Here is an 18,698-nt window from a genome sequence, read left to right as displayed (position 1 = left end):
GTCTCGATGTAATTCCACGAGATCTATTATTATTTAGCATCATACATTACCCTCCCTCCCACAACAGTTTGCAACACCTTCACATTCCACAATTCATTTTCAGGAATGGTCATAATATCCTTTTCGAGAACAGTATAATCGGCATATTTTCCGGGTTCCAGGCTTCCCTTTTCATCTTCTTCGAAAGCGCTATAGGCAGCCCAGATGGTCATGCCCTTTAATGCTTCCTGACGGGTTAAAGCATTTTCTTTTTGAAATCCTTTTTCTGGAAAATTCTTTTGGTCTTTTCGGGAAACTGCAGCATAAAATCCAAAAAGCGGATTAATTCCTTCCACCGGAAAATCGGAACCATTTACTATAAATCCGTTTTGTTTTAACAGGTCTTTATATGCATAAGCCGATTTAATTCTTTCGGCACCTAACCTTTCATCTGCCCAATACATATCACTTGTGCAATGAGTGGGTTGCACTGATGGAATTATAGAATATTTACCGAATTTATTGATATCATTTTTATTCACGACCTGACAATGTTCAATTCTCCATCGCAGGTCATTTTTACCCTGCAAAATGGCACCATAAATATTCAACATATTTCTATTTGCCGAATCGCCGATCGCATGGGTGCACATTTGAAATCCCATATCATATATTTTTTGTGCTTCCTTTAATAATGAATCGTATGGAAAATATAATATACCTGTATTACCTGCATCATCAGAATACGGTTTTAATAGGGATGCACCTCTGCTTCCAAGTGCACCATCAGCATAATATTTAAATGATTGCACGCGCAAATGATGTGTAAAAATTCCACCATTCTCTCTAAAATAATTATAATTTTTTTCCCCGGCATTTACCATTACATACATTCGCATCTCCAATTTTTTCGCTTCGTCGAGGGCTTTTATGTTTTGAATTTCCCATACATCCAAACCAGCATCCTGCACAGAAGTTAATCCCACTTCAAAACAATCTTCCTGTGCGGTTAATAATGCATTTTGCAAAAATGTTTTAGATTTAGTCGGCATTTTTTTATTTACAAGCTCCATTGCATTATCCAATAAAATACCTGTGCATTTACCATTTTTTAATTCAACTACTCCGCCCTCTATAACAGTTTTTTCATTAATACCTGTCACCTCCATTGCCTTAGTATTTACAAGTGCAGCATGCCCATCCACACGAATTAAATAAACAGGTTTGTCGGGAAATATCTGATCCAATGCGGTTTTATCCGGGAATTCTTTTATCTCCCAATCATTTTGATCCCAACCTCTGCCAATTATCCAACCGCCGGTTTTGGAGGCATTGTGTAATTTAATTCTTTCGGTTACTTCCAAAAATGATGTTGTATTTGTAAGATCGGTATATGATTTTTGGATACCATAATTTAAAAAGTGACAATGCGGATCTATAAAACCGGGATAAATTATTTTGCCCTCCATATCATCCACCGTAAGCGACCAATAATTTGCCATTATTGAATCGTTTGAACCAACTGCCATAATGCGACCATCAAAAATAGCCATAGCTTCTGCAACAGAGAAAGCAGAATCCACAGTATATATTTTTGCATTTATTACAATGCGGTCGGCCTGAATTTGATCCGGTTTGGAAAATGAAAATAGCGCAAGTAAAAAATAGATCATAAAACAATTCTTTGAATAGTTTCCTTCATTGTATACGCATTATCTACAATTTCAAGGTACTTTTCCGCTACAGCGTGCACATCATAAAGTTGTTTATTTTTATTGAGATCTACAAATTTTTCTCTTCGGGAAAAAACTCCGGGGTCAATATTTCTGATCTGTTCCTGCATGGCAGTATCCATAACACCCGGTGCAACGGAGAAAAATTTAATATTATTTAATATGAGTTCCTGTTCTTTTGCAACACAGAGTGTAAGCATTTCAAGCGCCGATTTACTGGCACAATAAATTCCCCAACCATCATAAGGTGTTGTAGCAGCACCGGAAGAAACGTTAATAACTACTTTTTTACATTCCCAACCCGAATATTCCGCAATAAATTTTCCCATTAAAATATGCGGAGAGATACAATTCAGATTATAGGTTTCAATAATAGTTTCATCATCCACATTTCCAACAAATCCGATCTTGCCTAAGGAACCTGCATTATTAATTAAAACTACCTGATCATTTTTATTAAAGGGTTCAAATTTAAATTTTTTAGTTTGCTCCAGATCCGAAAGATCAATAATATGATGCACATAATTAGGATGAGAAATTGTTTGATGTCTTGATAATCCAAACACTTTTGTATTACCACGCATTAGCACTGCCTGTGCAATTGCATTTCCTAATCCTGAGCCTGTTCCTGTGATATACCAATATTGCATAGTTCTGAGTTCTGAGTTCCGGGTTCTGAGTTCTGAGTTCTGAGTTTTGAGTTAGCAAAAGTTTACAAGGTTAGCAGGGTTTTCAGGGTTACGATATCCAATTAATGCCTGCCCGGCCACTGACGGGTTCTTTATTCCTTGTCCAAATAGCGCAAGCGTTACGCTTGTGCAATGTTCCTTGAAGCGTCCGCTTCCCCACCCAATGCTTTTTGCAATAACAAATGATCCACAATCACCAACGCCGCCATTGCCTCCACAATCGGCACTGCCCTTGGCAATACACAAGGGTCATGTCGCCCCTTCCCTTCCACTACAATTTTATCCCCATTATTATTTACACTTTCCTGCGGACGTAAAATTGTGGCCACAGGTTTAAATGCCACATTAAAATAAATATCCATCCCATTGCTTATTCCACCCTGAATACCGCCCGAATTATTTGTTTTGGTAATGATCTTTTTATTATCAGCATCGTAATCAAAAATATCATTATGTTCCGATCCTTTCATTTTTGTTCCTGAAAATCCGGAACCATATTCAAATCCTTTAACAGCATTAATACTCAACATCGCTTTTCCCAATGTTGCATGTAATTTATCAAATACAGGGTCACCAATTCCCGAAGGACAATTTTTTATAACACAACAAATTGTTCCACCTATTGTATCACCTTGTTTTTTTATTTCCGCAATAAAATCTATCATTTGTTGTGCGATGTTTTCATCGGGACAACGAATAATATTATCCTCTGTTTTTGAAAGATCCAATTCAGTATAATGTTTGTTCAGTTTAATTTCTCCCACCGAATTTACATAAGCCTGAACAGTGATATTATTTTTTATTAAAATTTGTTTCGCGATGCTACCTGCAATAACACGGGCGGCTGTTTCTCTGGCACTGCTTCTTCCTCCACCCCGGTGATCGCGAAAACCGTATTTTTCATCATAAGTAAAATCGGCATGACTAGGTCGATAATTATCTACCAAATGCGAATAATCTTTAGATTTTTGATCCTCATTGCGAATTATTATCCCAATTGGAGTTCCTGTTGTAATTCCATCATAAACACCGCTTAAAATTTCAAATTCGTCACCCTCTTGCCTTTGAGTTGTAATTTTCGACTGTCCCGGTTTGCGTCGTGCCATTTCATTTTGCATGAATGGAATATCAAGTTTTAATCCCGGGGGACAACCATCAATAACAACGCCAAGTGCCACACCATGCGATTCACCGAAGGTGGTGATGCGAAATAAATTACCAAAACTATTCCCCGCCATAAGTGCGAAAATAATGAGAATCTGTTGCATTTTAGGTTTAGCGGGATTTCATGCATATTTGCAGGCGAACGTATGGCTTCCACTCTGATTCAAAATATCAAAACTCTCTGGCAAACTGATAACGGGACAAGAAAACTTGTTTCGGGAAAGGATATGTCCGAAATACCCCATATAAACAATGCCTGGTTATTAATGGAAAATGATAAAATTACAGGATTCGGGGAGATGAACAATGCACCTCAAAATGCAAATACAATATTCGACGCAACAGATAAAATGGTATTACCTGCTTTTTGCGATAGCCATACTCATTTGGTTTTTGCCGCAAATCGCGAGGATGAATTTGCCATGCGCATTCAGGGAAAATCTTATGAAGAAATTGCAGCTGCCGGTGGAGGCATTTTAAACTCCGTTAAAAAATTAATGTTAATGGAGGAATCGGAATTATTCGACAAAGCCTGGGTGCGACTGGAAGAATTAAAACAGCTCGGAACCGGAGCAATTGAAATTAAAAGCGGATATGGACTTACTTTAGAAGCAGAACTTAAAATGCTTCGTGTAATTAGAACACTAAGGGAAAAAAGTAAAGTATTGATCAGATCAACCTTTCTCGGTGCACATGCAATTCCTGCCGAATATAAAAATGATCGCAGTGGTTATATCAAATTAATTATTGAAGAGATGTTGCCAAAAATCGCAGGTGAAGGTCTCGCCGATTATTGTGATGTATTTTGTGAAAAGGGATATTTTACAAATGAGGAAACGGATGAAATTTTACAGGCTGCTTCCAAATATAATTTAAAAGGGAAGATCCATGTAAATCAATTTACCAATAGCGGAGGAATAGATATTGCGATAAAAAACAATGCGCTTAGTGTTGATCATTTAGAATATTTAAATGAAACCGAGATAGACGCCTTAAAAAACAGCAAAACCTTACCTGTTGCTCTGCCGGGGTGTTCCTTTTTTATCAATATTCCGTATACACCGGGGCGACAAATAATTGACGCGGGATTACCCTTGATATTGGCAAGTGATTTTAATCCTGGCACTGCACCATCCGGAAATATGGCCTTTGTAATTGCCCTTGCCTGCACCCAAATGAAACTAACTCCCGAAGAAGCAATTAATGCTGCAACTATAAATGGCGCCGCTGCAATGGAACTCGAAAATGAAGTGGGAACAATTGCAGTTGGCAAAAAAGCAAATCTAATCCTCACAAAAAAAATAAATTCGCTTGCGGAGATACCGTATAGTTTTGCGAGTAATTTAATTGAGAAGGTAATTATTTAATTTAGACAATTCTCGAAAAATTAGGATTCCGAAAATTTGTTATTCCGGCACTTTATACTTTGCCGATTTTACAATTTTATAGTATGGAATTAATACAATTAATACATAGAATCCCAATGATGGAATGTTATGCCTAACAAAAAACTTAACTTCCTCCTTCAACCTAAAATAGAAAATATTGCTGAATGAAAGATCAATATCTAAAATATAGGAGTAATATATTTCGAATAAAAACTTTGAACAAATGATCATGACTAATATTGATATCCAAATATTTTTTCTAATTTGTTTTATCCAAAAAATTTGAGGAAGTAGAATTGAGGTAATTGAAAATATTATATGAATTATCCTTAACCATTCATAATCAGGATCAATTTTAAATTCTGGTTCCTCACCAACATCCCCAAAACTATAATAACTAAAATCAGGCAACCAAAAAAACATCGCTAATGCTGCAATCGCAGTCCAGACATTTATTATTTGCAAAATTAATGACCGGTCTAATCCTTTAAATAAAGATTTACTCAAATGAAAAAAAAGGACGAATGCGAGTGCGAAAGGATAAAAATCAAGAATAACTCCAACAATCCAGTAACTAATACTTCCAATCATTATCAAACTTTAATAATACGAATGCTTTCGAAAAGTAAATAGTATTAAATTTTATCCCGCAATATAAAACTATTTAATCAATTTGGTAAATTTACATTCATGAAAAATTATATACTCCTCCTTTTATCCCTGATAACAATTAATAATTTACATGCTTCTGAAGGTGGTGGCGACGCTCCCATTGCAAATTATAGTTATTATATTGAGTATGTGGGCTTTGGATCGGAAGTATATTATTTAAATGAGAGTATTGATGGTGTAACCTATTTCTGGGATTTTGGTGATGGAGGCACTTCCACTGATTTAAATCCCGTACACGCTTATCCTGAACCCGGAATTTTTATCGTGTGTTTAACTTCCACGAATGATTTTGGTTCGGATACGTATTGTGATACTTTAAATACTTATTATCCTCCCTCTGCTGATTATTCATTTACCGGCGACCCAACAGTAATTTTTACCGATATGACAACAAATTTTCCTTCCACATGGGATTGGTTTTTTGGTGACGGCGAAATGTCGGCTCTGCAAAATCCGGAACATACCTATTTGGCAAATGGAGATTACACTGCCTGTTTATCGGCAGGCAATCCGGGTGGGACAAGTTATGTTTGTAAAACAGTAACGATCAGCAGTTATGCAACAACGGAAGCAGCATTTAGTTATACAGGCGATCCCATGGTTGCATTTACCGACCTATCAACCCTTGATCCCTTTGCCTGGGAATGGGAATTTGGTGACGGCTCGACTTCTACAGTGCAAAATCCTTTTCATACTTACATTGACGAAGGCACATTTACAGTTTGTCTTACTGCAACAAATGCAGGAGGGTCAAATACTTATTGTCAAGATATACTTATAGAAGAGGCTATTGCAGTACCCAATGCAGAATTTTCTTATTTAATTATCGATCTCGGAATTGCATTAGTAGATGAATCAACCAACGATCCCTTTGCATGGGATTGGGATTTTGGTGATGGAAATACATCCACCGAACAAAACCCAACACATGTATACACTGAAGAAGGTAATTATGATATTTGTCTCATTGCTACTAATGCCGGAGGATACGACGTAGTTTGCAAAACTGTATTTCTTGAAACCGGAATAAATGATCCTGCAATTCAAAATTGTTTAATTTATCCAAACCCTTCCTCAGAATCAATTACCATCCAACTGCAAAACCAAATCTCCAATGGTGAATTAATTGTTTATGATATAACCGGAAAAATTGTATCCAAAATATTAATTCAAGGTTCAGATAAAATATTTTTATCGATAAAAGATTTAAAACAAGAGAATTATTCATTAATAATTAAAGAGCAAAATATTGTAGTTGGAAAAGGAAATTTTGTTCGAATAACGAAATAATTATTAATATGTTAATTTATTAGTTTGGTAATTTGGTAATTATTCGAAGCCCAGATGTTAATTGGTACATTTCTTCACCCTTCCTCAGACCTCACAGGTTAAAAAAAACCTGGTAGGTCGAGGCTTACCATTTGTTAATTTGATAGTCGGGTAATTTAGTAATTGATCGAAGCCCGGCTGTTTATTGGTATATCAAGACCGCAGGTCCGAATTGGTACATCTAGACCGCAGGTCCGAATTGGTACATCTAGACCGCAGGTCCAAATTGTTACATCAAGACCGCAGGTCCGGCTGTTAATTGGTACATTTTCTTCTCCCTTCCTCAGACCTCACAGGTTAAAAAAAACCTGGTAGGTCGAGGCATTATCAGTACATCGAGACCTCAGGTCCGGCTGTTAATTGGTACATTTTCTTCTCCCTTCCTCAGACCTACCAGGTTAAAAAAACCTGGTAGGTCGAGGCATTATCCGTACATCAAGACCGAAGGTCGGCTGTTAATCGGTACATTGGTACATTTGGACCGCAGGTCCGGCTGTTAATTGGTACATTTCTTCACCCTTCCTCAGACCTCACAGGTTAAAAAAAACCTGGTAGGTCGAGGCATTATCCGTACATCAAGACCGAAGGTCGGCTGTTAATCGGTACATTGGTACATTTGGACCGCAGGTTCGGCTGTTAATTGGTACATTCATTTTTCTCGTTTTTGAAACTTAATTTTGCGCCAACTCATTAATAATCAAAAGAAATTATGAAAGAAGTATATATCGTTGCCGTTGCCCGCACACCTATCGGGAGTTTTGGGGGAGGATTAGCGTCGTTAACCGCACCACAACTAGGTGCTCATGTTATTAAGGCTGCTGTTGAACGTTCAGGAATACAATTCTCAGATGTTCAGGAAGTGTATATGGGAAATGTGCTTTCCGCTAATATCGGACAGGCTCCTGTAACACAAGCTATGTTGGCGGCAGGTATTCCGGATTCCACTCCATCCACAACTATTAATAAAGTTTGTGCTTCGGGAATGAAAGCAATAATGCTTGGTGCTCAATCAATTATGCTCGGAACCAACGATATTGTGGTAGCAGGAGGAATGGAAAGTATGAGTAATGTTCCCTATTATCTCGCAAGTGAGCGTTGGGGAGCTAAAATGGGAAATAAGGAAGTTACTGACGGAGTTATTAAAGATGGCCTGTGGGATCCTTATGGCAACAAACACATGGGAAGCTGCGGGGAGACCTGTGCAAGAGAATATAAATTTTCGAGAGAAGATCAGGATAATTATGCAATAGAAAGTTATCGCAGAGCAGCGGAAGCATGGAAAGATGGACATTTCGCTAACGAAGTGGTTCCGGTTGTTATTCCTCAGAAAAAGGGTGAACCTATAATTATTCGTGAAGATGAAGATTATACCAAGGTGAAAATGGATCGTATTCCAACCCTATCTCCGGCCTTCGAAAAAGAAGGAACCATAACGGCTGCAAATGCAAGTAATATCAACGATGGCGCAGCTGCAGTAGTTTTAATGAGCAAAGAAAGAGTAGAGGCCATGGGAATAAAACCCTTGGCTAAAATTATCGGTTTTGCCGATGCACAACAAGCTCCGGAATGGTTTACTACAACGCCAGCCAAGGCAATGCCTAAAGCAATTAAAAATGCAGGTCTGGAGATAAGTGATATCGATTATTTTGAAATAAATGAAGCATTTGCCGTGGTCGCTCTTGCAAACATGAAAGACCTCGGAATTCGCCACGACAGAACTAATATTTATGGTGGTGGCGTATCTATCGGACACCCAGTTGGAAGTTCTGGTGCGAGAATTACGATTACTTTATTGAGTGCACTTCAAAATAACAACGCGAAATATGGTTGCGCAGGAATTTGTAATGGTGGTGGGGGTGCGAGTGCGATTGTGATTGAAAGGATGTGATGAGTTCTGAGTTCTGAGTTCTGAGTTTTGAGTTTTGAGTTCTGAGTTCTGAGTTCTGAGTTCTGAGTTCTGAGTTCTGAGTTCTGAGTTCTGAGTTCTGAGTTCTGAGTTCTGAGTTCTGAGTTCTGAGTTCTGAGTTCTGAGTTCTGAGTTCTGAGTTCTGAGTTCTGAGTTCTGAGTTCTGAGTTCTGAGTTCTGAGTTTTAATTTCTTCGAAATTAAAAAATTCCACAGTTTGTTTTCCCGTGTCCCGATACCCGATACATGATACAGCGTTTCGCTCCCGTGTCCTAAATCGATTAATTATCAAGAATATTCACATCTTTCCACACAATAAATCTAACCCAAATATCATTTATATGGTTGAGTTTTGCATTTCATAGTGTTTGTTGGAATGTAATTCCTACCTGTCAGCCAAAAATAGTTAATGAGAAAAATCATTTTTGCCATTTTAGTTTTTTCTGCATCTGTTGCTAATGCTCAGAAAAGTTCGGAGATCACTCCCGAGAATTTTTTAAAACTGCAGCAATATGAGGATACCTTACAGTTTTTGGGCGATTCTGCAGTTCAAAGTAAGAATTGGGAAATAAGAGAAGTTGCTTGTATTCAATTTTTGAAAAGATTGGTACAAGCCCTTAAAATTGAAAATTCATACCTCTACCCTTTCGATTCCCTTAAAACAATTTCCATCGTCAAACCTGAAGATGATAATTTTCGCATTATTACCTGGCAATTAACCATGAAAGACCAGTCGTACAGGTATTATGGCACAATTCAGATGAACAATACCACATTAAAAATGACGCCTTTGATCGACATGAGTTTATTTATCGGAAACGAACAGGATACGGTTCTCTCTGCAAATAGCTGGTATGGATGTATCTATTTTAATATCGTAAAACAGCGTTATAAAAAACAGGATTATTATTTATTATTTGGATGGGATGGAAATGATAAATGGAGTAATAAAAAAATTGTTGATGTGCTCACTTTTGATCAATTTGGCTCACCAATGTTTGGATCTCCGATGTTTTTATTGAAAGATAATCCTCAACCAAAAACAAGAATTGTTGTGGAATATAAAGAGGACGCATCACCGAATGTAAATTATGACGACAAACTTGAAATGATAGTAATAAGTTACCTCCGACCTGAAAACCCCTTGTCGGAAGGCATATATTTCACTTATATCCCCGACGGAACCTATGTCGGTTTTTACTTCAAAAAAGGCATGTGGCACTTCAAAGAAAAAATATTTGATCAAACCTTAGATGCACCACCTGATAATACTCCGAAACGGGAAGGGGTGGATCCGAATATTTATCAAAGGTAGTGAAGATTCGAAGAGAGAAGATTCGAAGATTCGAAGGGGAAGGTTTTAAGGAGGAAAAAAGGAAGGAAAGTGTTTAAGGTTAAAAAAAGGGGCTTCCGATTTTGATGGAAAATTAATCTCCGATCCATTATCGCCAAATCAAAGCAGAATTCAATAGTCAGGAATCAATAGGTAGAAATAGTATATTCGGCTTGGTTGGATCAAACTCACTACTCCCCACTCACCACTCACCTATTGTCAGGAGTCAAGAGTCATTAGGAAGAAATAATATTTTCGGCTTTGGAGGATCTAACTCACCACTCCCTACTCACCACTCACCCATTGTCAGGAGTCAAGAGTCATTAGTCAAGAGTCATTAGCCAAGAGTCATTAGGAAGAAATAAAATTTTCGGCTTTGGAGGATCAAACTCACCACTCCCTACTCACCACTCACCCATTGTCATTGCCTGACTCTCCTCCCAAACCTACCCCCGAATTCGACTCAGTAGAATAGAAGTAGCAACAGCGGCATTTAACGATTCGGCTTTGCCATAGGCGGGGATGGAGATGCTGGTTGTGCAGTGTTTTAAGACCTCAGGGCGAATTCCGTGCGATTCGCTGCCAATTATTAGAATTCCTGTTTTTTCAAAGTTTACGTTAAAAATGTTTTCTCCGTTTAGGGTGGCTGCGTATTTGTTTTTGGTAGATTGTTGAAGAAATTCCCCAATATTCTCGTAAAATACCTGCACTCTGAACAACGAACCCATGGTTGCATGAATTACTTTTGGGTTATATAACTCCACACAATCTTCACTGCAAACTATAGTATGCACTCCAAACCAGTCGGCCGACCTGATTATTGTACCCAAATTTCCGGGGTCGTGAATGCCGTCCAAAACGAGGATCCAATCTCCATTTTTTATACTTTTTTTTATATCTTGTTTTGGAATTTCAATCAATGCTATTACCGCTTGTGGCGTTTTAAAGGAGGATATCTTTTCCATTTCTTTTTCACTGATTTCCTCCGGTATTAAATGCATAGGAATTAAATGCCCATGCTCCTGTATCCATGCTTTAGTTGCTGCTATAAGTCGAATATTTGCATTCTCCACGAATGCCTCGGTGATTAATTTATCTCCTTCTATAACAAATTCGGTATAATTTTGCCGATACTTTTTAAGTTTTAAGTTTTGTAAATGTTTAATTCGGGCTTTCGTCAACATAGAAGATCATTTTACCAGTTAGTAGCGGTTTTTATATGCGCCATTCCTATTATTACAGGATGCAATGCTACTAAATATCTCAAAACTAATGAATATCTCTACGACAAAACCACCGTAACTTATACCGATTCTATTATTGGTGATATTGACCCCGATAAACTTGCGGATGCTCTTGTTGACCTCAGCAAACTGGAAAAAAATGATGAATTGTTTAATATAATTCCACTTAAAACCTCACTTTATATGCTTGGGGATACAGGGATTGACCATTATATTAAATTTCAGGAAACACACGATACTAAATTCTTTTTCCTTTTTGACTACGATAAATTATTAAAAAAAATAAAGCCACTCGCTGTGGATACAAGCAGATTCAGAGTTTGGCTCACAACAAAGGCCGGCAAAAAACCTCAGCTTGTAGATTCTGTACTTATTGCAGAAACTGAGTTACGTATCAATAATTATTTATACAATCGCGGCTTTTTTTATGGTATTTCAACATCTTCGGTAACCTACGATCAAAAGAAACGAACTGGTAGTGTAAATTATGAGGTTACCTTAAATACACTCTATAAAATGCGCAATATCTATTATGAAATAAATGATGTTGGATTAGCATATCGAATCACCAGAATAGAGGAGAAAAGCAAACTTGCGCCGGGCAAACCATTTGATGTTGATCTTTTAAAAGCGGAACGATCACGATTAAGTGATAACCTTCGCAATGTAGGATATTATAGATTCCAAAAAGACTACGTGTATTTTGAAGTGGACAGCACCTCCGGAAACGACTCATTGGATGTTTTTGTTAAAATAAGCAATCCAATAAACGATACTGTTCATCACCCTTTCAGGATAAAAAATATTTATGTTTACCCGAATTCTGAAACTGATTTTGTAGAAGGAACTATCCCTGATTACGCAATTCATTTTTCTGATAGCGCCAATGTAAATAAGGTAAGCCAACAAAAAATATTGGAGCGTTATATTAAAACCGCTTATGACACCGCTGCAATGATAATGGTGAAAAAACGAGAGCTTAAAGAGATCAATGACGATCAATTATTGCGATACTTTTTAGAACACGATAATTCTTCCGAGAAACAATTTGAAGTGACCAAAAATGGTAAAATAAAAAGAGTTGATCAAAAAAAATTGCGCACAGATTATTATCTCATCAATTCAAAAAATAACTACGAACCAAAATCCATTGCTAACAGTATTTTCATAAATCCGGAAAATAATTATTCCGACTCCTTGATACAGCGAACTGTTGCATCTTTTAGTACTTTAGGCATGTATAAATATGTAACAGTAGAAGTATTGGAAAACTGGGATTCCACTTCTTATTTACAATATATAGATCTGCTTATCAAACTTGACCCTCTGCCGGCTAAAGGTGTTTCCTATGAACTAAATGCAAGCACAACAGCCGATTATCTATTGGGAAATTCATTAAATCTCAGTTACACCCACAAAAATCTTTTTCATAACCTCGATCAATTTAAAATAAATTTAAAAGGGGGTATCGAAACACAATTGGGGGGTGAAGAGGCATTTATAAATACCTCAGAATTAAACGCAGGTTTAGGTTTGCGGATACCGACCTTTATGTGGCCATCACCCTTTAAGGTCCCTAAAAAATATTATCCGAAAACAGATCTCAATCTGAATTTTAACTACATTAAACAGGTAAATGATTTCACTTTATTTAACACTTCATTTGAATATTCATTTTCTGTTTTTGAAAGTTCGAAAAAAGACCGCGCCTTTAAACAACATATAGTAAAATTTCCAATTCCAACCATAAATATTGTTAGAGTACCTGAAATTTCAGATGAATTTAAGACAGAATTAGATTTAAATCCATTATTAAAACAAAGTTTTGAAGAGGTAGTTATTGTTGGTTATGGATATACTTTAATTTTAAATACCCAAACACCTACCTTTCATCGTTGGGATCAATACCTAAGAGCATCCGGTGAAATAAATACCCCTTTTTCCGACTTCATCAGAATTGATGGAGATTATCGTGCCTATTTAAATCTGAACACAAAAAATAATATTGTTGGCCGGGCTAACGCAGGTATCGCAATACCCTTTAAAACCGCCGATTCTTCCTTTATAAATACCGATGTAATTCCCTATGTAAAACAATTTTTTACCGGAGGTGCATACAGTATCAGAGCATTTAGCGTGCGCAAACTTGGTCCCGGTGCCTATGTAGCCTACGACACTTCCGATTTCTCCCGTATCGATCAGGTAGCGGATATCAAGATCGAATTTAACCTGGAATACCGTTTCGATATAATCAAAATTCTGGAAGGCGCTGTATTTTGTGATGTTGGAAATACATTTACTCTAAAAAAGGATCCTTTCAGACCACATGCAGAGATCAAACAGCCCAATTTGTTTAAACTTATGGCTGTTGGACCGGGTGTAGGTTTACGTCTCGATCTGCTCTCACTTTTTGTAATAAGACTCGATGCTGCCTATCCGCTTTATGATCCCGCTTTGGATGGGCCTTTTAAGCAAGAATACAAAACATATTATGATGCACTGGATTTTGAAATTCCTGCAAAAAAAGTTGCCCTCAATATCGCTATTGGATATCCTTTCTAAAAATATTTATTGCGTGATAAGAACCGCCGGCGATGGTTTTTGAATAATAATAATTTCACGTTGCCTGCCCTGTTCACCAGGTTCAGGATTAGAAGTTACGCGTCCGGGCCCAAAAGTTCGCGAGCCCTCTGCGCATACGATTTGTTGCACATTTTTCGCTTTCATAGCTCGCTTTTTTAATAGTTTTAAATAATAGATGTTGCATTAACTGGTATTGCATAAATACAATTTCGTGCCAATTTCACAAACACCTTATCATATTTACGTAATTTTAATAAATGAGGGTTTTAAAATGTTATTTCATTTGTATCTTTATGAATATTCTTTTTATGGTAATAAAGGACAGGATTATACTACTTTTTCTAATTTTCGTACTGCTCCAAAACATGCAGGCACAAACTTATATTTTCGATTATAATATTAAGGTTAACCAATTTGGAAATACATTAAAATTCCCTTTTGCCGGAGGATTAAATAATCCGCAGTTTTCTGCAATTGATATCAATCATGATGAATTAAAAGATATTTTTATTTTTGATCGCACTGGAAATAAATCCCTTGTTTTAATAAATGAAGGATCTTTTGGAGAGACCAATTATTTTTATTGGCAACAATATCAACAGAGCTTTCCATTACTTTCTGATTGGGCAATTTTAGTGGACTATAATTGTGATGGCATTGAAGATATAATTTCAGGTTATGATGGTGGTGTTAAAACATATTTAGCATCATACGACGGATTTACCATTACGTTTGCAGAGGACATACCAAAATTACAATTTACGGAAGCCGGTTTCTCCTTTGACATGGTAGTTGGTTACATTGATATACCCGGCTTTGCAGATGTTGATTTTGATGGTGACATTGATGTACTGACCTTTAATCCGGTTGGTGGTATTGTAGATCATTATATCAATAATCAAATTGAAGATGGACTTCCCTGTGGAACACTTGCACTGGAACATATTAATTCTTGTTGGGGAGATTTTTATGAAAGCGGATTAACAAAAGAAGTAGAGTTGGATTACGACTGCAAAGGTGTTTCTAAAACAACCGATGGCGTGCATGCAGGTTCCACTTTTATGATATTTGATGAGGATGCCGATAATGACATGGATGTTGTTTTGGGTGATCTTGCATTCGGCAATTTAAATAAACTGGTAAATGGCGGTGACAAAGATCTTGCACATATTACCGATCAGGATACTACATTTCCTGCGTATGACCTTCCTTATGAGGTTCCGATATTTCCAGCTCCTTTTTTAATTGATGTCAACAATGATAACAAAAAGGATATGTTGGTATCTCCAAATAATATCAACCTGGCAGAAAATTTAATTAATGTGGCCTTTTACGAAAATGTTTCAAATGATGAAACCTATGAATTCGATTTCCAAACGGATTCTTTATTTGTGAGCGATATGGTTGACCTCGGTGAAGGAGCATATCCTGTATTTTTTGATTTTAATTACGATGGATTGGATGATATCATTATTGGAAATTACGGTTATTTTGAAGCAGGTGACAATGTGGGCAAACTTGCGCTCTATGAAAATACCGGCACTGTTACAGATCCGGAATTCACATTAATAACACGCGACCTTGCAGGAATTTCAGCATTTAATTTCACTTCGCTAGTGCCAACATTCGGCGACCTCGACAATGATGGAGATAAAGATATGTTGCTTGGAGAAAGTGATGGGTTTGTTCACTTCTTTAAAAATATTGGTCCACCCGATGGACCAGCCCAATTTATTTTATTTGCTGCCAATTATCAGGGTATCGATCCCGGAGCAAATGCTGCACCTCAATTAATAGACATAACAGGAGATGAACTTCCTGACCTTATTATTGGTGAAAAAAATGGCAACCTCAATTATTACGAAAATACCGGCACAGCCGCCGCTCCTATATTTACATTACAAAGTGAATTCTGGGGAAATGTGGATGTGCGCACAATTGGAGTATTAACCGGACATGCAACTCCCTTCCTTCTTAAAATAAATACTGATACTTATAAATTATATGTGGGTTGTGAATCAGGAACAATTTATTTATATGATCCAACGCCGGATTTTACCGGTGCATTTACTAAAATCACCTCTACATTCAATAATTTGGATGAAGGTGCATTCAGCAGTATTCAATTAAAAGATCTAAATAACGATGGACTTCTGGAATTAATAACAGGAAATCAGCGAGGAGGCATAAGTATGTATCGCGATGAAAATTCTGTTGCGGTATCAGAGAATGGCATTTCAAATTCCTCCTTTTTAATTTATCCAAATCCAACAGAAAATATTATAACATTTGAAGGTGTGGTTACTGAGAATTTAACTGTTTCTATTTATACTGTGGATGGACGAATGGTGAAAAAAGAACAATTTACTTTAGGAACAAATAAATTATCTTGTGATGTAATTAATCTGAATCCGGGAATTTATTTTGTGGCATTTACGAATGCAGAAAGCAGGCAAATTTTTACCGGTAAATTTATTAAATATTAAAAAAATGAAACTCTCTTTCCTCCCTCTTTTTTTAATTTTATTTACCGCAAAGATTTTTGCTCAATATATTCCAGTAAATAATATACCTTTTACACAGTGGGGTGTTAGTATTGGAGCACCATTAACAGGCGGATTATCAGCAGCACAGTTTTCAGAAATAGATCTTAATAACGACGGCAAGCAGGATCTTTTTATTTACGACCGGGGAGGATGGAATTATTTCTGTATGATAAACAATGGAGCCGGTAGTTTTACTTATGCTCCGGAATACAATACCCTATTTCCACATATGGAAGATTGGGTTTTACTCAGAGATTATAATTGCGATGATATTCCCGACATATTTACCTATTTTATAGGTTCAACAAAAGTGTATACCGGTGTAATGACAGCCGGAGTTTTATCATTCGAACTCGCAAAAGAAACATTGGAATACAACTCAGATGGTGGTGGAAAAATTGCACTATATACCAGCAGAACTGATATACCTTCCATTGATGATATTGATAATGATGGAGATATGGATGTATTGTCATTCTCCGTTTCAAACACAACTATTCGTTTTTATAAAAACATTTCCGTTGAATCAGGGTACGGATGCGATAGTTTAATTTATGAAGTGGATGAATTTTGTTGGGGAGAAATGTATGAGGGATTTTCCTGTTACGGTGGAACATTACATATAAGTTGTAAAGGGGCATTGGAGGATGCCAGTGCAATGCGAGGCCATATTGGTTCCACCATTGTCACTTTCGATAAAAACGGTGATGGCGATGCTGACGCAGTTCTTGGTGATAATTCTTGTAATAATCTGGTCTATTACAGGAACGGCGGCAATTCCGATTATGCAGAAATGGATGATAAAGATTCAACTTTCCCAAAAAATACGGTCCAATTCGACATGTCCACATTTCCTGCAGCATTTTTAATTGATGCAGATAATGATGGTGATGAGGATCTGCTTGCAACAACAAATGATGATCTGCTTGGATTAAATACACAACATGTATGGTTATACGAAAATTTAAATACGAACGATACCTTCGATTTTGTTTTTAATACGGATACTTTTCTTATTAATCAGATGGTGGATGCCGGTGGATATTCTAAACCTGTATTTTTTGATTATAATAACGACAATTTATTAGACATTGTATTAGGGGTAGGAAATACTTATGGAAATGATTATATATTTTTCCGCGGTGTTTGGTTATATAAAAACATAGGAACCGCAACTGCCCCTGCTTACGAATTAATTACCAGAGATTTCGGTTCTTTGGCGCAATATAATTTTAATCATCTTGCTCCTGCATTTGCAGATATTGATAATGACGGAGATGAGGATATGATATGCGGCATAAGTGATGGAATGTTTCTTTATCTCGAAAATCTTTCCGGGCCAACCGGTGAGGCTACTTTTGCCACAATTGTTTATCCATACCAGGCACTGGATGTGGGAGCCTTTTCCTCTCCATTCTTAATTGATATTGACGGTGATGAAATTATAGATCTGATCAGCGGTGAACAAAATGGCAACCTGAATTATTATCGCAACACCGGAACTTCAACTGATCCTGTTTTTACTTTGGAAAATGATATTTGGGGAGGAGTTGATGTACGTAAATCAGGTTTTATTACAGGATATAGTATGCCATTTTTATATCGCAACCAAAATGATTCACTTTATTTATTGGTAGGATCTCAAAGTGGATTTGTATTTGAATTTAATGAACTTGAAATTGCACCTGAAGGAGAATTTTATCTTGCAGATACCGCATATCTTCCAAATAATTCAGGATTTTATTCTACTATTCAAGGTGCGGATATTAATAGCGATGGTAATATGGATTTTGTTTGTGGAAATGTGAGAGGGGGATTAATGATATTTGAAAAAGATCTCGGTACCGCAATATCAGATCAAAATGAGAATAATTTGTTGTTTTTATTTCCAAATCCGGCAACCGAACTTTTGCATATCCAAACCACTGAAAATTTTATAGGTGCTGAATTAAAAATATATTCCTCCACTGGCTCTTTGGTGTTTGTTCAGAAAATATATTCTGAAAATGAAACAATTTCTCTTCAAAATATTAAAACCTCAGGCGTTTACCTGGTAACTTTAACAGGAATAAGGTCGTTTGCCTCAACAAGCTTTATCCTGCAAAAATAATATTTACATCCTCCCATGATTTA

General features: G+C 36.7%; 12 protein-coding genes. 7 read left to right on the top strand and 5 right to left on the bottom strand.

Annotated features, from left to right (window positions below):
* Positions 1–29: 29 nt before the first annotated feature.
* The 3 genes from IPI31_11405 to aroC all read right to left on the bottom strand — a co-directional run bounded on the left by IPI31_11405 (position 30) and on the right by aroC (position 3,639).
* Entirely contained in the window at positions 30–1,652 is a 1,623-nt protein-coding gene (locus IPI31_11405; GenBank protein MBK7568418.1) for an amidohydrolase, read from the bottom strand.
* The gene (locus tag IPI31_11400) at positions 1,649–2,362 is read right to left on the bottom strand and encodes an SDR family NAD(P)-dependent oxidoreductase (protein MBK7568417.1); all 714 of its coding nucleotides are present in this window, start codon (positions 2,360–2,362) and stop codon (positions 1,649–1,651) included. Before IPI31_11400 ends, IPI31_11405 begins: the two co-directional genes overlap by 4 nt.
* A gap of 158 nt (positions 2,363–2,520) precedes the next feature.
* Complete coding sequence (gene aroC / locus IPI31_11395; protein MBK7568416.1) at positions 2,521–3,639, bottom strand: chorismate synthase; 1,119 nt, start codon at positions 3,637–3,639, stop codon at positions 2,521–2,523.
* Positions 3,640–3,711: 72 nt separating this feature from the next.
* On the opposite strand from aroC, the gene IPI31_11390 reads away from it, so the two are divergent.
* A complete protein-coding gene (locus IPI31_11390) occupies positions 3,712–4,932 on the top strand; it encodes an imidazolonepropionase (protein ID MBK7568415.1) in 1,221 nt (406 codons plus the stop codon).
* A 39-nt stretch (positions 4,933–4,971) separates the two neighbouring features.
* Here the strand turns inward: IPI31_11390 and IPI31_11385 are convergent, their stop codons facing one another.
* Complete coding sequence (locus IPI31_11385; GenBank protein MBK7568414.1) at positions 4,972–5,544, bottom strand: hypothetical protein; 573 nt, start codon at positions 5,542–5,544, stop codon at positions 4,972–4,974.
* Positions 5,545–5,643: 99 nt separating this feature from the next.
* Here IPI31_11385 and IPI31_11380 point away from each other — a divergent pair, with 99 nt between their 5' ends.
* The 3 genes from IPI31_11380 to IPI31_11370 all read left to right on the top strand — a co-directional run bounded on the left by IPI31_11380 (position 5,644) and on the right by IPI31_11370 (position 10,174).
* The gene (locus IPI31_11380) at positions 5,644–6,915 is read left to right on the top strand and encodes a PKD domain-containing protein (GenBank protein MBK7568413.1); all 1,272 of its coding nucleotides are present in this window, start codon (positions 5,644–5,646) and stop codon (positions 6,913–6,915) included.
* Between the two features lie 748 nt (positions 6,916–7,663).
* Positions 7,664–8,842 (top strand): acetyl-CoA C-acyltransferase, encoded by a 1,179-nt coding sequence (locus IPI31_11375; protein MBK7568412.1) that lies wholly within the window; start codon positions 7,664–7,666, stop codon positions 8,840–8,842.
* A gap of 426 nt (positions 8,843–9,268) precedes the next feature.
* Positions 9,269–10,174, top strand: coding sequence for a hypothetical protein (locus tag IPI31_11370; protein MBK7568411.1), 906 nt, complete (start codon positions 9,269–9,271; stop codon positions 10,172–10,174).
* 464 nt (positions 10,175–10,638) lie between these two features.
* Here the strand turns inward: IPI31_11370 and IPI31_11365 are convergent, their stop codons facing one another.
* On the bottom strand, positions 10,639–11,376 hold the full coding sequence (locus IPI31_11365) for an RNA methyltransferase (GenBank protein MBK7568410.1): 738 nt from the start codon (positions 11,374–11,376) through the stop codon (positions 10,639–10,641).
* Between IPI31_11365 and IPI31_11360 the strand changes: the two genes are divergently transcribed.
* The 3 genes from IPI31_11360 to IPI31_11350 all read left to right on the top strand — a co-directional run bounded on the left by IPI31_11360 (position 11,350) and on the right by IPI31_11350 (position 18,675).
* Positions 11,350–13,998, top strand: a complete 2,649-nt coding sequence (locus IPI31_11360; protein ID MBK7568409.1) for a BamA/TamA family outer membrane protein — start codon at positions 11,350–11,352, stop codon at positions 13,996–13,998. The two genes, IPI31_11365 and IPI31_11360, sit on opposite strands and share 27 nt — an antisense overlap.
* 386 nt (positions 13,999–14,384) lie before the next feature.
* The gene (locus IPI31_11355; protein MBK7568408.1) at positions 14,385–16,505 is read left to right on the top strand and encodes a T9SS type A sorting domain-containing protein; all 2,121 of its coding nucleotides are present in this window, start codon (positions 14,385–14,387) and stop codon (positions 16,503–16,505) included.
* A gap of 4 nt (positions 16,506–16,509) precedes the next feature.
* Positions 16,510–18,675 (top strand): T9SS type A sorting domain-containing protein, encoded by a 2,166-nt coding sequence (locus IPI31_11350; GenBank protein MBK7568407.1) that lies wholly within the window; start codon positions 16,510–16,512, stop codon positions 18,673–18,675.
* The last annotated feature ends 23 nt before the right edge of the window (positions 18,676–18,698 follow it).

Source organism: Bacteroidota bacterium (genome assembly GCA_016706865.1).
Lineage (GTDB): Bacteria > Bacteroidota > Bacteroidia > Chitinophagales > BACL12 > UBA7236.
Note: the sequence above shows the minus strand (reverse complement) of the source record. Positions and strands in the feature narration are given on the sequence as shown.

Bases quoted from the DNA above. Each gene is read 5' to 3' on its own strand.
- IPI31_11405 (MBK7568418.1), bottom strand. From the start codon at position 1,652: ATGATCTATTTTTTACTTGCGCTATTTTCATTTTCCAAACCGGATCAA.
- IPI31_11400 (MBK7568417.1), bottom strand. From the start codon at position 2,362: ATGCAATATTGGTATATCACAGGAACAGGCTCAGGATTAGGAAATGCA.
- aroC (MBK7568416.1), bottom strand. From the start codon at position 3,639: ATGGCGGGGAATAGTTTTGGTAATTTATTTCGCATCACCACCTTCGGT.
- IPI31_11390 (MBK7568415.1), top strand. From the start codon at position 3,712: ATGGCTTCCACTCTGATTCAAAATATCAAAACTCTCTGGCAAACTGAT.
- IPI31_11385 (MBK7568414.1), bottom strand. From the start codon at position 5,544: ATGATTGGAAGTATTAGTTACTGGATTGTTGGAGTTATTCTTGATTTT.
- IPI31_11380 (MBK7568413.1), top strand. From the start codon at position 5,644: ATGAAAAATTATATACTCCTCCTTTTATCCCTGATAACAATTAATAAT.
- IPI31_11375 (MBK7568412.1), top strand. From the start codon at position 7,664: ATGAAAGAAGTATATATCGTTGCCGTTGCCCGCACACCTATCGGGAGT.
- IPI31_11370 (MBK7568411.1), top strand. From the start codon at position 9,269: ATGAGAAAAATCATTTTTGCCATTTTAGTTTTTTCTGCATCTGTTGCT.
- IPI31_11360 (MBK7568409.1), top strand. From the start codon at position 11,350: ATGTTTAATTCGGGCTTTCGTCAACATAGAAGATCATTTTACCAGTTA.
- IPI31_11365 (MBK7568410.1), bottom strand. From the start codon at position 11,376: ATGTTGACGAAAGCCCGAATTAAACATTTACAAAACTTAAAACTTAAA.
- IPI31_11355 (MBK7568408.1), top strand. From the start codon at position 14,385: ATGCAGGCACAAACTTATATTTTCGATTATAATATTAAGGTTAACCAA.
- IPI31_11350 (MBK7568407.1), top strand. From the start codon at position 16,510: ATGAAACTCTCTTTCCTCCCTCTTTTTTTAATTTTATTTACCGCAAAG.